General features: G+C 32.4%; 15 protein-coding genes and 1 riboswitch. Of the genes, 2 read left to right on the forward strand and 13 right to left on the reverse strand.

All coding sequences use genetic code 11. The features are described 5' to 3' along the window. Positions 1-166 precede the first annotated feature (166 nt). From KQI85_RS03770 to KQI85_RS03780, 3 genes are all read right to left on the reverse strand, one after another. Positions 167-1,315, reverse strand: a complete 1,149-nt coding sequence (locus KQI85_RS03770; RefSeq protein ID WP_216574759.1) for a glycoside hydrolase family 5 protein — start codon at positions 1,313-1,315, stop codon at positions 167-169. Between the two features lie 37 nt (positions 1,316-1,352). Then, a complete protein-coding gene (locus KQI85_RS03775) occupies positions 1,353-2,324 on the reverse strand; it encodes a glycosyltransferase (protein ID WP_216574760.1) in 972 nt (323 codons plus the stop codon). 281 nt (positions 2,325-2,605) lie between these two features. Further along, the gene (locus tag KQI85_RS03780) at positions 2,606-3,547 is read right to left on the reverse strand and encodes a glycosyltransferase family A protein (protein ID WP_216574761.1); all 942 of its coding nucleotides are present in this window, start codon (positions 3,545-3,547) and stop codon (positions 2,606-2,608) included. 134 nt (positions 3,548-3,681) lie between these two features. On the opposite strand from KQI85_RS03780, the gene KQI85_RS03785 reads away from it, so the two are divergent. Both KQI85_RS03785 and KQI85_RS03790 read left to right on the forward strand, forming a co-directional pair. Further along, positions 3,682-4,500 (forward strand): metallophosphoesterase, encoded by an 819-nt coding sequence (locus tag KQI85_RS03785; protein ID WP_216574762.1) that lies wholly within the window; start codon positions 3,682-3,684, stop codon positions 4,498-4,500. A 92-nt stretch (positions 4,501-4,592) separates the two neighbouring features. Further along, positions 4,593-6,548 (forward strand): glycoside hydrolase family 5 protein, encoded by a 1,956-nt coding sequence (locus tag KQI85_RS03790; RefSeq protein WP_216574763.1) that lies wholly within the window; start codon positions 4,593-4,595, stop codon positions 6,546-6,548. Positions 6,549-6,632: 84 nt separating this feature from the next. Here KQI85_RS03790 and KQI85_RS03795 read toward each other — a convergent pair whose 3' ends face one another. From KQI85_RS03795 to KQI85_RS03840, 10 genes are all read right to left on the reverse strand, one after another. Next, entirely contained in the window at positions 6,633-7,661 is a 1,029-nt protein-coding gene (locus KQI85_RS03795; RefSeq protein WP_253293737.1) for a DUF3137 domain-containing protein, read from the reverse strand. 441 nt (positions 7,662-8,102) lie between these two features. Beyond that, positions 8,103-10,217 carry a glycosyltransferase family 2 protein gene (locus KQI85_RS03800; RefSeq protein ID WP_216574764.1) on the reverse strand — a complete coding sequence of 705 codons (2,115 nt, stop codon included), beginning with the start codon at positions 10,215-10,217 and terminating at the stop codon, positions 8,103-8,105. 11 nt (positions 10,218-10,228) lie between these two features. Beyond that, positions 10,229-11,389, reverse strand: coding sequence for a hypothetical protein (locus tag KQI85_RS03805; RefSeq protein WP_216574765.1), 1,161 nt, complete (start codon positions 11,387-11,389; stop codon positions 10,229-10,231). 37 nt (positions 11,390-11,426) lie between these two features. Next, on the reverse strand, positions 11,427-12,704 hold the full coding sequence (locus tag KQI85_RS03810) for a nucleotidyltransferase family protein (RefSeq protein ID WP_216574766.1): 1,278 nt from the start codon (positions 12,702-12,704) through the stop codon (positions 11,427-11,429). 134 nt (positions 12,705-12,838) lie between these two features. Further along, positions 12,839-12,991 carry a hypothetical protein gene (locus KQI85_RS03815; RefSeq protein ID WP_216574767.1) on the reverse strand — a complete coding sequence of 51 codons (153 nt, stop codon included), beginning with the start codon at positions 12,989-12,991 and terminating at the stop codon, positions 12,839-12,841. 501 nt (positions 12,992-13,492) lie between these two features. Next, positions 13,493-13,648: a hypothetical protein gene (locus KQI85_RS03820; RefSeq protein ID WP_216574768.1), complete on the reverse strand. Its 156-nt coding sequence runs from the start codon at positions 13,646-13,648 to the stop codon at positions 13,493-13,495. Positions 13,649-13,840: 192 nt separating this feature from the next. After that, positions 13,841-16,306 (reverse strand): hypothetical protein, encoded by a 2,466-nt coding sequence (locus KQI85_RS03825; RefSeq protein WP_216574769.1) that lies wholly within the window; start codon positions 16,304-16,306, stop codon positions 13,841-13,843. 82 nt (positions 16,307-16,388) lie between these two features. Then, positions 16,389-16,489: riboswitch (cyclic di-GMP riboswitch) on the reverse strand. Positions 16,490-16,744: 255 nt separating this feature from the next. Next, positions 16,745-17,182, reverse strand: a complete 438-nt coding sequence (locus KQI85_RS03830) for a lasso peptide biosynthesis B2 protein (protein WP_216574770.1) — start codon at positions 17,180-17,182, stop codon at positions 16,745-16,747. A 1-nt stretch (position 17,183) separates the two neighbouring features. Further along, the gene (locus KQI85_RS03835; protein ID WP_216574771.1) at positions 17,184-18,425 is read right to left on the reverse strand and encodes a nucleotidyltransferase family protein; all 1,242 of its coding nucleotides are present in this window, start codon (positions 18,423-18,425) and stop codon (positions 17,184-17,186) included. Between the two features lie 92 nt (positions 18,426-18,517). Beyond that, complete coding sequence (locus KQI85_RS03840; protein WP_216574772.1) at positions 18,518-19,432, reverse strand: hypothetical protein; 915 nt, start codon at positions 19,430-19,432, stop codon at positions 18,518-18,520. Between the last annotated feature and the right edge of the window lie 18 nt (positions 19,433-19,450).

Raw genomic sequence — 19,450 nt, forward strand, 5'->3', positions numbered from 1 at the left:
AATAATCTCGTAATTACCTAATTCACAGGCAGATAACTAATAGCTTTGCAATTACCTAATTCGCATGCAGATACATATAGCTTTGCAATTAACTATTCACATGCAGATACATATAGCTTTGCAATTAACTATTCGCATACAGATAATTGATAGCTTTGTAAATTAACTAGTTTGTAAATGCCTGTGCAATATCAGGATATGCCCATTGCATAAGTACTCGGTTTAATAAAGCATAATTACATACATCTTCAGCAGATGAAGAATTATCAGAATAATTACCATCATCCCACCAGAATATTGCAATCTTATATTCTTTAGACTTTACATTAAGAAGTTTAGCATACTCTGTACGTTCTTCTATACTCTTATCTTTACCACATGCTGTCTCTCCGATAATTACCGGAATATTGTTCTCACAAAATCTTGCATTAATCATGTCAAAAGTCTCTGGTATCTTATCAAAAGGTACATATGTATGCACTTCCACTATAAGTCTGTTGTCTTCAACATCTGATGGCATAACAAAATTATTCATCACTTCCTCTTCTGCACTTGCAGCATAAGTATTGACAATTAGATATCTCTTAGCATTATTGCCACCTGTACTTCTTACAGTATCTACAAAATCCTGATTAAGACTATTTGCTGTATTATATGATTCTTCACCAGCCCATGACCACTTCTTCTCGCTGTTAAGAATCTCATTGTATCCTTCAAACAAGAGTTTTTCATCATAATCCGCAAAATATTCTGCAATCTGTTTCCACATTGCCTTAAATCTTGTACTATTCTGTTCATAGGATGATGCATCTGCTGTAAGCCAGCCATCATTACCTGTATCATGATGAACATTAATGATACAATACATATCATCTTCAACAACATAGTCAACTACTTCTTTTACTCTATTTAGCCATTCTTCATCTATATTGCCATCTTCATCCATGTGATTATAGTACGATACCGGTATACGAACTGATTGAAATCCCTCTTCTTTTACCATATCAATCATCGCTTTTGTGGTAACAGGATTGCCAAAAGCAGTCTCATCAATCTCTTTAGAACCACTATAATCGCATGCATCAAGTGTATTACCAAGGTTCCATCCCATTCCCATCTTCTCTACAATCTCTTTAGCCGTATATATAAAATTGTCATCTTCCTTAATTGCAATTGGCTCAACATTAATAGTCATCTCTGTTGATGCTTCTGTTGTTGAATGAGTAACATATTCTGGTTCATTCGATGTCTGGCATGCTGTATTCACACATACTAGTACCAATGATAAAGCAATAATCAATATATTTTTCTTCATAATAAGTCCTCCGATTAGTTATAAAATGTTTATTTGTTTATTTTTTCAGTCTGTACATCATCATAAGTATTCCAGGACAATGCAGACACAGCTTAACAAGTATCTTCTCTTTTTGGCTAAGATATGTATATATCTCAGAATAATATTTTTTAATCACAGCTATACTTCCTGTATAATATTCTGATTTTTCACCATTTTGAAGATATCCAATATTGCGAAGTACAGCAAGCGCACTTTGTACAAATCTTATACATATCTGTCTTCTTACGCCTGTATATTCTGCCGGTATTCTGTCTATCATCTGTTCTTTGGCTCTCACTGCACTATATGATTTTGCTACACCAAGAACATGGTTCTTCTCATGTGATGCTGAATTCTCAACATATATATAATAGTATTCCGGTGTTGGATCAAATGTTACGCTATCTATATGCTGCATATAGTCAAATACAAACAATACATCTGTCCATACTGCAAGTGTTATATCAAATTTTAGCTTATTTTCTCTTATAATATCCATTCGAAACATCTTGTTCCATACATATCCTTTGAATGAATCTTCTCTTAAGAGTTTCTCCATAGCTTCTGCCTGATTCATTCTCTCTATATCACCATGTGTCTCATTAATTACAGTATCGCCTTTTAATTCTGTAAAACCACAGATTGATAGTCCTGAATTGTTCTGCTTTTGAAGATTATATAATTTTTCTACAAAATCAGGTTTTACATAATCATCTGCATCAACAAAGCACAGATATTCACCATCTGCTTCACGAAGTCCTGTATTTCTTGCTGCACCTTCTCCACCATTTGGCTGGTTGATAAGTTTAACTCTGCTATCTCTTTTTGCATATTCTTCACATATCTGTCCTGAAGAATCTTTTGATCCGTCATTGACAACTACTATCTGAATATTCTCATAAGTCTGCACTAATAATGAATCCAAACACTTTCTTATATGATCCTGTGCATTGTACACAGGTATCATTACTGATACTAATTCCTGCATATACTATTCTTTGTCAAAAACTATATGTTTTTAACATTCCTTTCTTTTATAATTTTAATAATCTATCATCTAACTTCCATCTAACACATATAAACGCATTATATTGTCAGATTTTAGTTCGAATTGTAAAACCTACATATAATACTATATTCTTGAATTATGTAACATACATTACAATATTATACTCTTGAATTGTATAACATATATTAGAATATTATATTTTTGAATTGTATAACATATATTATAACATTATATTATTCAATAATTATCACTTCTATCTATTAATGTTTTAATCGTAGATATAGACTTGGTGCATAGTAAAAGACTGTATAAAACTTCTCTTTTGGCAAATTCTTAACTTCTCTATACATCTTCTTATATCTGTTATGCAATTTCGCAAGATTCACCTTTTCATGATTATTATATAATTTCTTATAATAATCAAACAGCCAATACATATATGTCTTCTTTGGATACTCCAAAAGTTCTCTTCTATTCGATTCCATATATGCTATCTCTTCTTCAAGTGCCATAAATACATCATCATAGAACTTTTTATTAATGTTATATGTTGAGCTATTCTTGTTGTTTCTATAATAGTAGTACATGATATCGTTACAATATACTGCCTTTTTTACTCTGTCATACATCTTATAGAGTACTGCAAGATCTTCACAAATTCGCCCTTCTGGGAACTGTATTCCTGTGACAAGTTCCTTTTTGAACAATTTACCCCACATAACAACATACAGTTCACCTGCTATTGTATGCATATTCTTTATAAGTTCTACATTATCATATTCTTTTACAACTGACTCTTTTGGATTATCAAATGCACCATCTGCTCTCTCTCCTGTAAACATTGTAAATTCACACATTGAGAGGTCTGCATCATTATCTTTTAAAAGATTGTACAGTTTTTCAACATAATTACAAGGTACATAATCGTCTGAATCTACAAAACAGTAATAATCACCTCTTGCTATCTTAAGAGCTTCATTGCGTGCTTTTGACTGTCCGCCATTATTCTGATGCAATACTCTTATTCGCATATCTTCTCTTTCATAGTAGTCACAGATGTCTCCACTTTTATCAGTTGAACCATCATCAACAAGGATTATCTCAATATTCTTATATGTCTGAGCTGTGAGTGAATCAACACATCTCATAAGATATTCCTCTACATTATAAACCGGTACAACTATACTAACTAGATTATTCATTATATATCTCCACTCTTTCTATGATTGAACAACAATTAACAAGAAATATTTAACATTTTATCTTGCAAATATCCACATTTTATCATATTCTTATAAAAAATAAAATACAAACTTAATTTAATGGAGGATATTTTATGTTTCGCATAAAAAAATACCGTTTTTTCATTATTATCACTATAACATTACTAATTGCTATTATCCTTATCATCGGTTTTGATGTAAGGCTAAAGACTACTAATTATACTATAGAGAGTAGTGAATTGCCTGATTCATTTGATGGCTATAGAATATGCCAGATATCAGATTTTCATGGCAAGTCTTTTGGTAAAGATGAAGAAGAGCTCATAAAACACATAAAGGATGGCAACCCTGATATAATAATTATATCCGGTGATTTCACTGATGACAGTCACAGTCTTAATAATGCTTCTATACTTCTTGAAGGTATTAAAGATATTGCACCAATATATGCTATCTCTGGTAATCACGAATTTGACAGTGAAGAATTGTACCAAAAGACATTAGAACTATATAAAGAATACAATGTTAATGTATTAGAAGATGCTGATGCTAAGATTACCCGTGGCAATGACTCTATATGGCTTCATGGTAAAAAGTACCTTTTTTATGATATTCAAAAATATGTACCTGATATCGGTGCTGATGGCTACCATATTCTTCTGTATCATGATCCTGCATATTTTTTATACTTTCAATATCTTCACTATGATCTTGTAATTGGTGGGCATACACACGGAGGGCTTATAAGACTTCCATTTATAGGCGGACTTGTTGCTACAACAGGCAAACTGTTTCCAAAGTATGACAAAGGTGTCTTCACATCAGAATCCGGTTCAAAACTTGTTGTAAGTGCCGGACTTGGTGATGCTATACTTCCACGATTCAACAACCGTCCTGAAGTTGTTATAATAACATTAAAAAAGTATAAATAAATAATATCTCTATCTCCTGCTGTCGAAAATATAAGTATACATTTTTGTAATAAAAATGCATATATTTCAAATTATGACAGGAGGAGATTTTTATGTATTCTTTTAAAAAGGCAATTCTATGCACAATTACCGCTTTTACTGTTCTTACTAATCTTATATTTATAAAACCTGACACAGTTAAAGCTTCTGATTCTGTTCCATCAACTGCACAGGGCGTTGTTGATGATATGAGAGTCGGATGGAATCTTGGCAATGCACTCTGCTGTTACGATTTACAAAAAAATAACAGTGAGGAGATACTCAAATTCAAAAAACAGTATCAGGCAATGGCAACCTATTCAACCAAATATTATAGTGGATGGGATGCTTCTGCATGTCCATATTTTTCTGGCAATGTATGTAATCTAACATGGAAGATTAATTCACTTAATTCTTCTGCTACGGGAACTTGTGGTGTATTCGGACTTCAGATTATTAACAATTCTCTTAAGAATTCCGGTAATGATACACTCACATATACTATTAGCAATGCAACTTTCACTAAAGCATCAGGTGATATAATAAAACTTGATGAATTTAATAAGACTTTTTCAAGTGTAATCACTAACAATACTACTTCATACGCAACTGTCAACCTTGAAAAAATCTCAAAACTTGCTACTACTAATGATGTAAAAGGTGGTACTCTTTCACTCACAATAACTATCAATGATTATCCAATCAGCACTAGAACAGACGTTAATACTGCCACTTCATCATATTATGAAACCCTCTGGGGCAATCCTGTGACTACAAAAGCTCTTATTAAAGCTGTAAAAGATAAAGGATTTAATGCTATAAGAGTTCCTATAACTTATTATGATCATATATTCTCTGATGGAACTATTGACAAAGACTGGTTAAATAGAATTGATGAAATTGTCAATTATATTATTGATAATAATATGTATTGCATAATTGATGTTCACCATGACACCGGTGCTAATGGATGGTTAAGAGCTGATCTTAGCGATATAGATAAGCATAGTGCTTCTCTGTCTTCTATATGGTCTCAGGTTGCCGATTATTTTAAAAATTATGACAATCATCTTCTCTTTGAAGGTTTTAATGAGATTCTTAACTCTGAATGTAAATGGAATTATGCCGGTGATGATGCCTACAAAGCTGCTAATATTCTTAATCAGGTCTTTGTTGACACTGTAAGAAGAAGTGGTGGTAACAATGCTTCTAGATATCTTATTGTAAGCACATACGCAGCAAGTGCTGAAGTTAATGTTATGAATGGATTTAAACTTCCAACTGACAGTGCAAAAGACAGACTAATTGCATCTGTACACAGTTATGTCGGAACTAATTCTGTTGATTCATTATTCGCAGGTATCAAAAGTTCTCTTTTATCAAAAGGAATACCTGTTATAATCGGAGAGTTTGGCAAGACTAACAATACTTCTGTGTCAAATCTTTCTGCGAGAATTGATTATGTTAATAAATATGTATCAACTGCAGCAGCTAATAATATCACTTGCTTTTGGTGGGATGACGGTGGAATATTCCAATCACCAGAAAAAGTATCTAATTATGCTATAATTAATCGAAATACCTGCAAATGGTACTTTGAGGATATCGCTAATGCTATGGTTGAATCTTCTAAAAGATTAGACAATACAGATTCTATATCTTGCGAATTATCAGATACTGATTATACTGATATTGCTTCATGGCAGTCTGGATATTACAATCGTTTTAGTGGAAGATATAATTCTTCTTCAACAAGAATATGTACTAACGATTATCTATCCTGCGAACCAGGTCATTCATACAATATCAGTTATTCTGGTGGAATGGCAATTATCATTAATCAATATGACAAAGATTATAATCTCATATCTTCGTCCAAATTCAATAAGAATACTACATTCACAACAGATTCTAAGACTTCATACGTAACGCTTTCACTTCACAAGACATCTGCTCCATACCTAAGTGATAGTTCTATTCTTCATTACATTGCAAATTTTAACATCAACATAACCAACAAGATTCAATAACTATCATCCTTTTCCCTTGTTTTTACCCTTATGAGGTATCTACAAGGGAAAGTTTTTATTATTTGATATTGCATAGCATATACTTTACATAGTTTCACTTTCAGATTTGCTATTTATAGCATTTTCCAATTTTTGAGCAAAAGACATAATCTGTCGAACCATCTCTTTGGAATTTTCAAGAGACATTTTGTCAATTTCTTTATATTCCCAAGGCATTGCAAATAGGTAGTATCCTGTGTTCAATGCAATTGCAATCTGATCGCCTACCACAGCCATTCCAAAACCACCATACTGATTATATATCAGCAATAGTTGCTCCATTACATAAGGTGTTAAAACATAAAAAGCTTCATATTCATTTGTTGCATACACTTCAAAAACATTGTCAAATCTTGAATTTTCCATATGTATTCTGTGTTCTGCTTTTTTATTGCCTTTGTAATATTGAGCTCCTCTGTATTTTTTTGAAAATACTCTTACATTTCCTTGTAGATTGGATTTAAAACTAAGCACATATGCTTGTCCCGTAAAAAGATTTTCATAGTCATAGTCATCTTCTCTGCTATTGTATACTGATTCTGATAATGATATATTCGAAAAATAGCACATTTTTCCGTTTTTGTTGTAACTGACTAGATAATTTCCATCTGCCTTGCTAAATGCCGGTACTACACCTGACGCATATAATTTAACAGCATCTATGTGTCCATTAGGATCACATTTTGCTCCCGGAACACTCTCTTCCACAGCTTTTACAATAATTGTATTATCATATAATTCCTTAGTCCTTTTCGATGAACGATACCAGCTCCATGCAACCGGAGCAAAGACAAGAAATCCCACAAATACAATCACAACCAAAATTCCATAATTATGTGAACCATTCATTAATATCAATACATTTCCTGCTGCTACAATAACAGATAATATGAAAAACCACACTACAAAAAGAACGATATACACCTTCTTCTTTTTTATACCATTCTTAACATCTGCATTTGCGTCATCCTTAGGCGAAGAATATTTAAAATCCGTATTGGCATCCCTTGTCAAAATAACATTTCTGATCTGTCTCATGGCTTCCTGAAAATCAGTTTTATTATTGTCTTCCATAATTATTTTCCTTTCTGTACACATTTTCTAATATGTATTAAAAACATTGTCAATTGTTTATCCCTCTTTATGTATTATCGCTTTTATGCTACGCCTGGATTAATATACGTTTTTCAGAAATTTTTAAATGAGTTATTGGCTTACGATATACAATTATGCTAAGCATTATTATTATATCTTGTGAATATTCTGTTTTTATAGATTTGTAAATTTTTAGATATTTTTCGTAAATATATATGTAAATGTATATATTGTGCGAAAACGTAGCTGCGAAACTCATCGAAACGTAAATTGGATTGTCAGAGTATGGATAGCATCAAAAGAAAACAATGTGGTAATCGTCGGCACTTAGTGCAAGCGTGTTTTTGTTGATGCTATCTATACTCTGGGCAATCTTAGATAACCTATATATGAGTTTCGCATAAGTATAAATTTAAAAATCTATATCTCAAAATCCGTATTAAGACTTTTTTGGTATAGTTTTCTTATATTCTCATCATATTCTTTTTTGAATACAACCATCTCTGACTGGCACTTTCGTCTAGACAGTGCATTACCATTAAGTGATTCATACAGATTAGACTTTGTCCATATATCTTCTGAATCTGCGAACATAGTCATCTTCTTCTCTGCAAACATCGCAAGCTCTGCTATTCCACTACCATTAGTATATATCTCATCACATGCAGCAATATAAGGTATTCTGTCTTCTCCCGGCATTCTTACAGCGAATCCTGCTTCTTTGTATCTGGTTGCAAGTTCATTAATATACATCTCTATTTTATAATCACATGAATATTCATAACATTCAAAACTCATTGTTAATACAATATTCTGTGAATTAATAATTGCAAGCAGCTTATCATCAACACTATCTCTGCCAAATAGATATCCATATAATTTATTCAGATCATTCTCTATATTCTCTATATTCTTAACTGAATAATTAATGAATATATTCTTGCTGCTATCATCTATATTAAGCTGCTGCCTTGCCATTCCAATATATCCTGGATTATTATATAATTGTTCTGACCATTTTAATCCGGTAAAATGAGGTACTCCAATGAATACTTCATATTTACCTGCAATAATTGATGCATATCTTCTATTTGATTCAAATATATCTGTAAAACGTGGTATCTGCTTTTCTTCTCCTGTAACCATATAATCATATATATGTGGTATCTTGGCATCTTCGCCACATATATTATTAATATATGGAGATATGCACATAACAGGTGTCGTTCTTGAACTTATCCCTTTTGGAATAGCATAACTGCATGTTATACAAAGTGAATATATATCTTTTTTTATCTGTCTTATATCACTTACAAGAGTCATATTAAGTTCGTCAGCCATATTTATCGCACGCTCTTTGTATTGCATATTATCACTATATTCCAGATTACCATAATATAGATAGTACTCAACATCTTCTATTTCTTTTACAATATTATAAAAGTCAGCAATATCTCTCTCATATTCAACTGAATCACAATATACTAATACTCTCTTAGTCTGCTCGTTTGATAACTTTTTTCTTCGCTTTCGCATACTTCTAGTATGAATACACTCATCTATTCCATAATTCTTCACATTCCAATATGCATTACGAGCTGCTTTATATTTCTCAAACAAAAATATTGTAAATCTGCTCACATTATATCTGTCAATACATACCTTAGTTATATATTCTTTATACTTCTCATATTCATCAACTTCATTAGCACGAAAAAGCTTCTTAGTACGCTTAATCTCAGACATATAAAATTGAACAATATAAGAATCAACTGCCGGTTTTAAAAGTCTGTACCATCCAATATTTTTCCAATATCTTACATATCTCTCAAAAAGTGCTGCTCTATCATCGACTCTCTTATATATCTCTTTTCTATATCTTGAAAGCGAATCTGCTGTACTGCTCACATAGTTATAGAGTGGTTCATCAATACTTATTATCTTAGACACATGTTCAAGATAATTAAGATTGAATACAAAATCTTCGCCAAATTCCAATTCTTCATCAAATCTTATTCCATTCTTACGAATTACTGAATGACGATATATCTTATTCCACAATACGCCATGATAGTATGATATTGGATTGCGACATATCTCCATACTGTATGGCAGTCTGCTATATTGCTTTGAATATGCATCTCGGCATCTTCTCTTCTCTTTGTCGCTTATCTCATAATATGTACAAAGTGCAAGAGATGATTTCTTAGACTTTATAGCATCATACAGATGCCTGCACCAATTCTCATCGACATAGTCATCACTATCTGCAAACATCACAAATACTCCTGTTGCTTTCATAAGAGCAACATTACGAGCTTTTGAAGGACCTTCATTCTCTTTGTCAATAATTACTATTCTACTATCTTTTTTAGCATATTCCGCACATATATAAAGAGTATTATCTGTAGAACCATCATTAACTATTATAATCTCAAGTTCTCTATATGTCTGATTAATAACGGATTCAATACACCTTGCTATAGTCTGTTCACTATTATAAACCGGAATAATAACTGTTATTAATTTGCCCATTCTTATATCCTTTACTCCTCTTCATTTCCTGTATATCCTATCACATTTCTCTTTGCATGCATGTATTTACCAACAAAAAGTAATGGGAAGCATATAACTACATTAATCGCATATGATTCCATTATAGCATAAAAAGCATAGGCAACAATCAGAATCTTCTCTATATTAGTTGTCTTTTTGCCAATATAGAAAAATAATGCTGATATTATAAAAAGATATACTGTACCATATAACACAAGCATCCATATATATGAATTATCAAATACCATCTTATCTATCCAATATCCATTCCAAAATTGCTTAGGTGGAAACTGAATCGTTCTTCCAAGCCAGCTTAGCCCATACATATCATAAGTACATACTCCATATAAGAGACGGCCGGTGAAGAAATCGTTAAGCAGATTATATACTGTCATCATTCCCTGTCCAAAACTTCTAAAGAATATTACTATATATGCAAAGAATATTGAACAGAATGCAAAACCATATTTTGCCATAAAATATAGTAACTTATTAAATGCTTTTACCTTCGCTTTATCAAGTATTGCAAAGAATATTGTCATTGTCATCGTTATAAGTCCGGTATTAGAGTTAGTAAACATATAGAATATATAGTTAACTCCCCATACGGCAATGAGCTGTTTCCAATTAATCTTCTTATAGTTAAGATATATATATTCAAGACATACCCAGCATAAGAATGCTGTAAATGTATTAGGATGTCCCATATAAAAACTTACTCGCCTTACACCATTACGATAAAAGTATGGAATTGAGCCTCTTGCAACAACATACATAATCAAAAAATAGACTACATGAAATGCAAGTATAGATACTTTTATTGTAAAAGTAGTCTTAATTACTTTCTTAATATCAACATTTTGCAAGCATATAATTGCAAAATATGTAAATACCAGATAAAAATTATCTGCACTCTTACATGTATATAGACACAATACGCCCAAAAGTGCATATAATACAATCGTATATGGCGAATATGTCTGATGCAATACCTTATATATCATACATACAAGATATGCTGCTATTATCAAGTTATCAATTGCTCCTGGCCATGATATTATAGCTGATGAGTCTAATGTTATCTTAAATGTTATTATTGAAATACCTATAAGATAGATCTTCTCATAATAACTTAATCTGTTATCATTCATAATATATTCCTCTTTATATCTCTCTTCTTTTAGCTTTCTATTTCAAAAGTCCGCTGTCCTTTAATAATGTTATTCTTTTGTCTGCTGCTCTTAACTTCTCACTTGCTGAATATGTTCCATTATGATGTCTGATCTTGTAAAATATAAAATTAAGCCACTTATGAACCCATGCAACAGGCAGAAGAAGTGGTATCTTCTTAGCATACCAGAATCTCTTAGCATCAAGTCTTTTAACTGATGGAAATATTATTGAAAGCTTACGCTTTAATCCATTATCACTATCATTATCAGTCTCTCCGGTAAGATATGGTGTCATTATTCCAAGCATCTGAAAGCTGCTGCTGCCATCACCACGAACACCACCTTTTAATAAATCATCAAGTATAACTTCTATCGTATCAGTTATACTAAGTTCTATTGCCTCTGTCTCTTTGCTTTTGCTTAACTTAACATGACTCATAGCATCATCTCTAAGTCCCATATAATTCACCATTATATAGAATATACTATTAGCAAATTCTATATATGAAAGACTTTCCATGCTCTCTTCAAAGAACTTCCAATCAATCTCATCATAATATCGATTAATAAAAAGTGCCATATCAAATAAGAACTTTAAGTTAGCTCCTTCTAATATATAATGTTTTACAAGATGAAACATCATATATACAAGATGTGCTTCTGTCGTAAGCGTTGTTACTTCTATTCCATTAATCATCACATCTTCTGTTCTCGTGTCAAGTTTCAGGCTGTTAAGAATCTCCATACGTTCACCTTTAAAATCTTCCCACAGACAAAAATGTAATTCAACAAGATGCGAAAACTCTTCATTGTAATAATTGTATACCTCATCTTTGGATTTATCAACAAGCTTAACATATCCTAGTCTCTCAAGCACTGACACCATCTTATCTTCATTCTCTCTGTCAGTAAGAATATCTGTATCGCTAGATACACGAAGTTCAGGCGTTCTATATAATTGTGCAAGCACCATTCCTTTGAATACAACTGCCTTTGTATTCTCTGTCTTGGCTGCTTCTAATATCTTATTAGTCGCATTATTCCTGTTAATCTGTTTTAACCCGAATTCAAAAGCATACTTTTGCCATATCCTATATATTGGATTATCGTTGGCATTAACAAATCTGATAGCATCAAATGTCGCACAGATTAGCTTACTTCTTACTGCATAATCATAGAGTCTGTTAATGTCAGCTGCCTTAGCATCTACCTCAATCTTATCATTAAGTCCGAATCTCGAATTATTGACAAGACACTTTAATATATCTAAAAAAATCTTCTTTTCCTTATTCATCTTAATTACCCTTATTTATATATTATAACTCACATTGTACAACTTTTTTAGTATACGTTATATAGTAAAAAAGATCAAGAAAAAAGAGCCATGAAAGTATCTTACGATACTTCCACGACTCTACTTAGTTATTACTATTTGTCTGAAATTCTTCCATCGCCTGGTCTGTAATATTTACCATTAATCTGAACCCATACGCCATCAAAGTTATCATTTGGTGCAAGTCCGTTAGCTGTTGCATTAATTACAAGTTCTTCCATTACTGGTGCTTCCCATGTCTTTCTCATTATAATTACCTTCTCTCTCTTGAATATTTTATTTAACTACTCGCTTATATTATCATAATATATTATAAAAGTCAGTAATTATTGCAATTTTGTAATATTTTTTTCTTTTCATAGATAAAATATTACAAATCAAAGCTATCTGCCTACATTTTAATGGATACTAATATTAATTGACTTAGTTTTTTTATCAAAATATGTCTCTTTTCAACCTTTTTTATCAATATACTTTGCATGTTCTTTTGCTTTAGTATTAGATTAGATTAACTTACTTATGTTATACATAATCTTAATAAAAACATTTTACATTCGCTCTTGACAAAGAGCCAAATTTGAACTTTCAAAAATTTACCCCAACTCTTGACAAAGAGCCAAAACCTTAACCCACTCACAACCTATAGCATTTGATACATTATCAAAAAGAGCCATGGTGATATGTTATTCATATCTGCCATGACTCTGTTTTTGTTGTTAAATGTCTAGTATTATTAATTCTGTCTAAGATTATTTAGCTTCTGATGCAGCGCCATCGCCTGGTCTGTACCACTTTTCGCCAATCTGAACCCATACGTCATCAAAGTTGTCGCTTGGTGCCTTTCCGTTAGCTGTTGCACTAATCTGAAGTTCTTCCATTACTGGTGCTTCCCATGTCTTTTTCATTAGTATTACCCTCTTTCATATTACTTATAACACTCAGTGTTATTACTGTTTTATCTTATCACTTATCGCACTATAAGTCAACTTTTTATTGAGATATTGTTATGGTTTTTATTATGGTTTTTTTATCTTTTTTATAAAAATTTTATTATATCTTACATACAATTCAGTCAATATTCATACTATCTGCTAATTTTAATTAAGTGGCATTGTCATCTCTGTATTTCCTGCAAAATACTTAAGTCTGCCATCTGTTATGTCATCTATTGTAAGTGTATTAAGTTTACTTCCATCAAGCACTGTTATCATCTCACTGCCATCAGATTTAGCTTTAATAATTGAATTAGCAGTCGTATCAACATAGTACCAATATCCGTTATAATATCTCATCTTGCCTTCAATATCATGCACAAACCATTTGTAATATTTGCCCGATGTTGCTTTTTCATCTGTTCCATATACATTCCAGCTATAATGTTTTAATCCGCCATAATATTCTGAATCACTTCTTAGCATATACATTCTTGATATTCCACCATTATATTCTTTGCCGTCATCCCATGTTGCATCGATATTATATAATTCTCCATCAAGCCTTACATATATCCATGCATGATTCATTGCATTACTTGTTACATAATAGGTATCAATTCCAATCTCATGGAATACTACCTGAAGTGCATCTGTATATCCCTGACATACTGCGAGTCCATCTCCTAATGCTCCACCTGCTGTATGAGATATGAAACCGGTTTCCTTAAATGTCGCTCTCTCAACAAGATAGTCATGTACATACATAATTCTGTCAAGATCTGTCATTGTAGGATCTGATGTTGCTGCTTTTATCTCATTAATCGCTGTTAACATTCTGTTATAACGATTAACAAAATCACTGTCCATATTCTCAAAATATATTGTCTTTATTGTATTATCTGAATTCCTTGTAACATTAAGATATGCCATTCCAGTTGCATGTTTTGCAATATATCCTTCTGCTGCAACCATCTTCTCCCATATCTTATCCATCTGAATATATGTAAAATGATACTTCGATATATCATGTTCTGATGTATCACCTGTTATTAACATCTGATACATCTCTTCACGAAGTAACTCTTCATTACTCTTTTGAACTTCTGTTGTCTCTTCCTCTGTTGTTGTCTCTTCTTCTGTTTCCTTGGTTGTCTCTTCCTTAGTTGTCTCTTCTTCTGTTTCCTTGGTTGTCTCTTCCTTAGTTGTCTCTTCTTCTGTTGGCTCTGGTCTTGTTGCCTTAATTGTCTCTTCCTCTGTTGTCTCTTCTTCTGTTTCCTTGGTTGTAACTTCTTCAGTTATCTTCTCATCTTCTACTATCTCACCATCTATATGCCAGCCATCTGCTTCCTTCTTGCAGACATACCATACTACTGTTTTACCTTCTGGTATATAATCTGTAAGATCCGGAACTTTTGCGATATTAGCAAGCACTGCTGCATCATTCTTTTCTATCTTAACTGCATCATATATTTTGCCATCTCCGACTTTTATATACTTATATTGTTTATCTGATTTTGCTTCTGATGGTCTTGTATATCCATCTTTTAGAACTGCAAAATGTGCTGTTGTGAGTGCTTTTGTTGTAGTAGGCTCTGTCTCTGTTACTTTTGTTACTTCTTCTGTTGTAACTTGCTCTGTCGCTTTTGTTACTTCTTCTGTTGTGACTGGCTCTGTCGCTTTTGTCACTTCTTCTGTTGTAACTGACTCTGTCTCTTTTATTACCGGTTTTGTTGTAACTGATTCTGTCTCTTTTGTTGTACTAGTTTCTATAGTCGATGTATCAGTTTCTTTGGTTACTGCTTCTGTAGTTGATACTTCTGTTTCTGTAACACTAGTCTCTGCTTCTTTCTCGACTATCTCGCCATCTATATGCCAGCCATCTGCTTCTTTCTTGCAGACATACCATACTACTGTTTTACCTTCTGGTATATAATCTGTAAGATCCGGAACTTTTGCAATATTGGCTAGTACTGCTTTATCATCATTAGATATTGTTATCTCTTTATATATCTTACCGTCTCCAACTTTTATATACTTATACTGTTTATCGGATTTTGCTTCTGACGGTCTTGTATATCCATCTTTTAATACTGCAAAATGTGCAGTTATAAGGCTCTTACTAATATCTGTTGTCTCTGCCTCTAATTCACCATTAGATGGTTCTGTCTCTTCTTCTACTGTCGATGTCTCTGGTTGTTTACTTGTAGTAATCTCTGTTGCAGTTTCTATAACCGCATCATCAGTTTCCTTACTTACAATCTCACCATCTATATGCCATCCATCTGATTCTTTCTTACAGACATACCATACTATCTTCTCATCATCTTCTATTATATTAGATGAATCCGGCTCTATGTAGATATTATCTGCTACTGCACTATCATCTTCGCTGATATTTATAGCATATTTGATATATCCTTCGCCAACTTTAGTATACTTAGCCTGTTTCTGTGATGTCGTTCCAAATGGTCTCTCATAACCTCTGTTTAATACATAAAAAACTGTCTTAATTGGTGTAAATGTATCCTCTGCACGTACATTGCTCATCATATTAGGATTAATTACCAATGTAACAACTAATACCAATGCACACACATTTACCCAGAATTTCCTTAACTTTCCACTCATATATATTCTCCTTTCCTGCGGCTATTATTAGCCGACTTAATAATGAAAAGCAAAGAAAAACCCATTATGGTACTTCTAATATTTGGGTAGCCAGACTGCCTTGACACATCCCGTTGCTTATTTATGTGTTTTAGGTTCTCAGCTTTGCGTCCCGTTCTTTCAAACGGTTTGCCATTTTCCTTTATTCTATTAGGTTATCGATCCTTGAGACTTTTATATTACATTTTTTATCTGCGTTAGATAAATTTAATATTACAATACTATTTTATTAATAAAATAAAGAAAAAGTTCATAGATTATTCACTTAATGAATTATCTATGAACTCTTTTTTGTTATATACTTTAACTAACGATATGCAGATAGAATATTACATCTGCATTTTTAAACATTATTGAATTATTCTAACTTGCTAAAAAAAAGCCAGTCAATGATAAACATTACATAAACTTACCTACAACAGCATAAGTTGCACCATTACCACCAGAGAGATAGAACTTCGCACATCTTACCCATGCATGAGCATCAAGCTTACCATTCTCATCCCTCTTGATTCCAAGATACATAGTTGAATCTATCTTATCTCGTTTTAAGAGTGTTCTTATTGTAAGTGCTCTTACAAGGCACTTGCAATCCCATGGGACCTTTGTACATACAGCATCAACAACATGGGATAGTCTCATTCCTCTTAATATATTCTCCGTTGTATCTTCATAATCACTCTCAACTCCGGCTTTTCCAAAATGTTTTTTCGCCTTCTCCATTGGAACAACCTTGATATATATATTATAATATAATGACAATATGGTAGCTCTTATGCAAAGTCTTTTGTTCTTATTATATTTCATAAAATTATATATACGTCTGATTATTCTCATATTATCTATCTCCTGTAAGTCCTGTGTCTTTCACAAGTGCAAGTCTGTATTCTGCTGCACTAAGTTTCTGATTAGGTGTATACCATGCATCCGCATGCTTGGTTCTTCTTATCACATATCTTATACACTTATGTATCCATGCTATAGGAAGTAACCACTTATGACGCTTTGCATAAGCAAACTCATCAGGAAGATTATTTGCTGATGGAAAAAGAACCTGCATCTTTCTTATTAACTTATTCTCACTTACTCTCTCATTACCAACAAGATAAGGTGTCATAATTCCAAGTATCTGCCATGAAGCTTCTCTATCTGAATCAATATTACCTTTACATAGTAAGTCTTCAAGGAGTAGAATGTAGTCCTGCTCTTTAACATCACATCTATGATCATCAAATACTCTCTTGTCCATGCCAAGATTATCTACACATATTGCGAAAAACTTCTCACAAAATACTGTATAGCCAAGCTTTTTCATCTTGTTCCAAAAATCTTTGAAATCTATCTTATCAAAATATCTGTTAATGTATAATGTTATATCTGAAAGATATCTTATTCCAACTCCCTCAACAGTAAAGTGCTTAATTATATGAAATAACTGATATATAAGATGTTCTTCATATCCAAGTGTTGTAACTTCTATGCCACATGCATTAATATGAACTCTGCTCTCTTTCCTATCAAGTTCCATCTTCTTAAGCATCTCAATCTTAGCACCTTCATAATCTTCATATAAGCTAAAGTGTAATTCAACCATATGCTTATACTGTGGATTATAGAATATATATACATTTCCTTTTGAATGTTCCTCGTTAAATTCATATCCACATTCCTTAAATATGCCAATTGCAGTTTCTTCATCTTCTCGGCTTATAAGTATATCTGTATCACTTGATGTTCTAAGTGCATATACAGGATATAGATCTGCAAGTACACATCCTTTAAAAATTGTGAATTCAATATTCTTCTCTTTTGCCTTATCAAGTACTCGCTGAAGTGAAAAAAGTTTCTGCTTTTCACTAATAAGAGTTAACATGCGGAATCGGCTCCACTGTGCTCTTAACTCATTATCCATACCTTGCTGACTGTCTGCGACATCAAAAAGAATTGACTCCATATTACTATTATGTGCTAATGCAAACATCTCACCCCAATTCGTATCTCTAAATAAGTCTTCTTTCTGTAAATCTCCAATTATCATCTTGTCTATCATGCGTAAGAATTGTCTGTCATTTTCCCTCATTTTTACCACCTTTTAATAAAGCATTTATCTAATTAGATTTTAATAGTACTATAAGCAAAATACTTTGTAAATCAAACTTTAGTACCACATTTTTACAACTTCTTAAATAGTACTTCTACTTGCTCTTTTACTGTCATCTTATCTCTTGGTCTTACAAGTCTATATATTGGAACTGATTGTATAATTGCCATACATGAATTTAACAGTTCTCTATCATATCCCATATCAGCATACGCATCTGATCTGTATATATTATCAGTGAGTACTTTTAACTTCATAATACCTTTCACTTCAGTAAGTATTGGTTCATCGCAATCACCTACTGACACTACTACTATACCGCCAAGTACTTTTTTAGTATCTGTATATTCTTCATCAGGAATTCTTATTGCATATTTTTCTTTGCCTGCATCAGGAAGATATATTATATCTTCTTTTTTATATCCAAACTGTTCAACTGCATCAGGACACAGCTTTCTAAGTGGGAATGATGGTATCGCTTTTATCTGTTCACCAGTAATATCAAGTGCTACCATATCATCCGACATAAAACCTGCTCCATTGTTAAGGAGTTCAGCAGTAAGTGTTGACTTACCTGCTCCACTATCTCCACTTATAACATACGCTTTGTCATTAATTACGACTCCACTTCCATGCATAACAGGAATCTGTCTCTGTGCAAGTGCTGCCGACATTGTAAAGCATAATATTATCTGTTTAACATAATTCATACTAGCATCTGGCTTAATATTATATGTTATCTCATTGCCATTTCTTATAAAAAATGCTCCCTGATGCACATAACGTATGAATGTCTCGGTCTTACCATATCCAAATATACATCCAAAGTCTTTTTTTAGTTCCTTTTCTGTCTCTTGTACATATTCTCTCTTCATCTCTTCATAATGTATATTAAGATCGATATTATCAGTCTTATCTATCTCTTTTGCTTCTGTAATCTCAAGATCTGAACATATATTCAAACCAAATATTCTATAATAATACACTTATTTTCCTCCCACTTG

Origin of the sequence: Falcatimonas sp. MSJ-15 (assembly GCF_018918265.1) — a bacterium.
Classification (GTDB): Bacteria; Bacillota; Clostridia; order Lachnospirales; family Lachnospiraceae; genus Falcatimonas.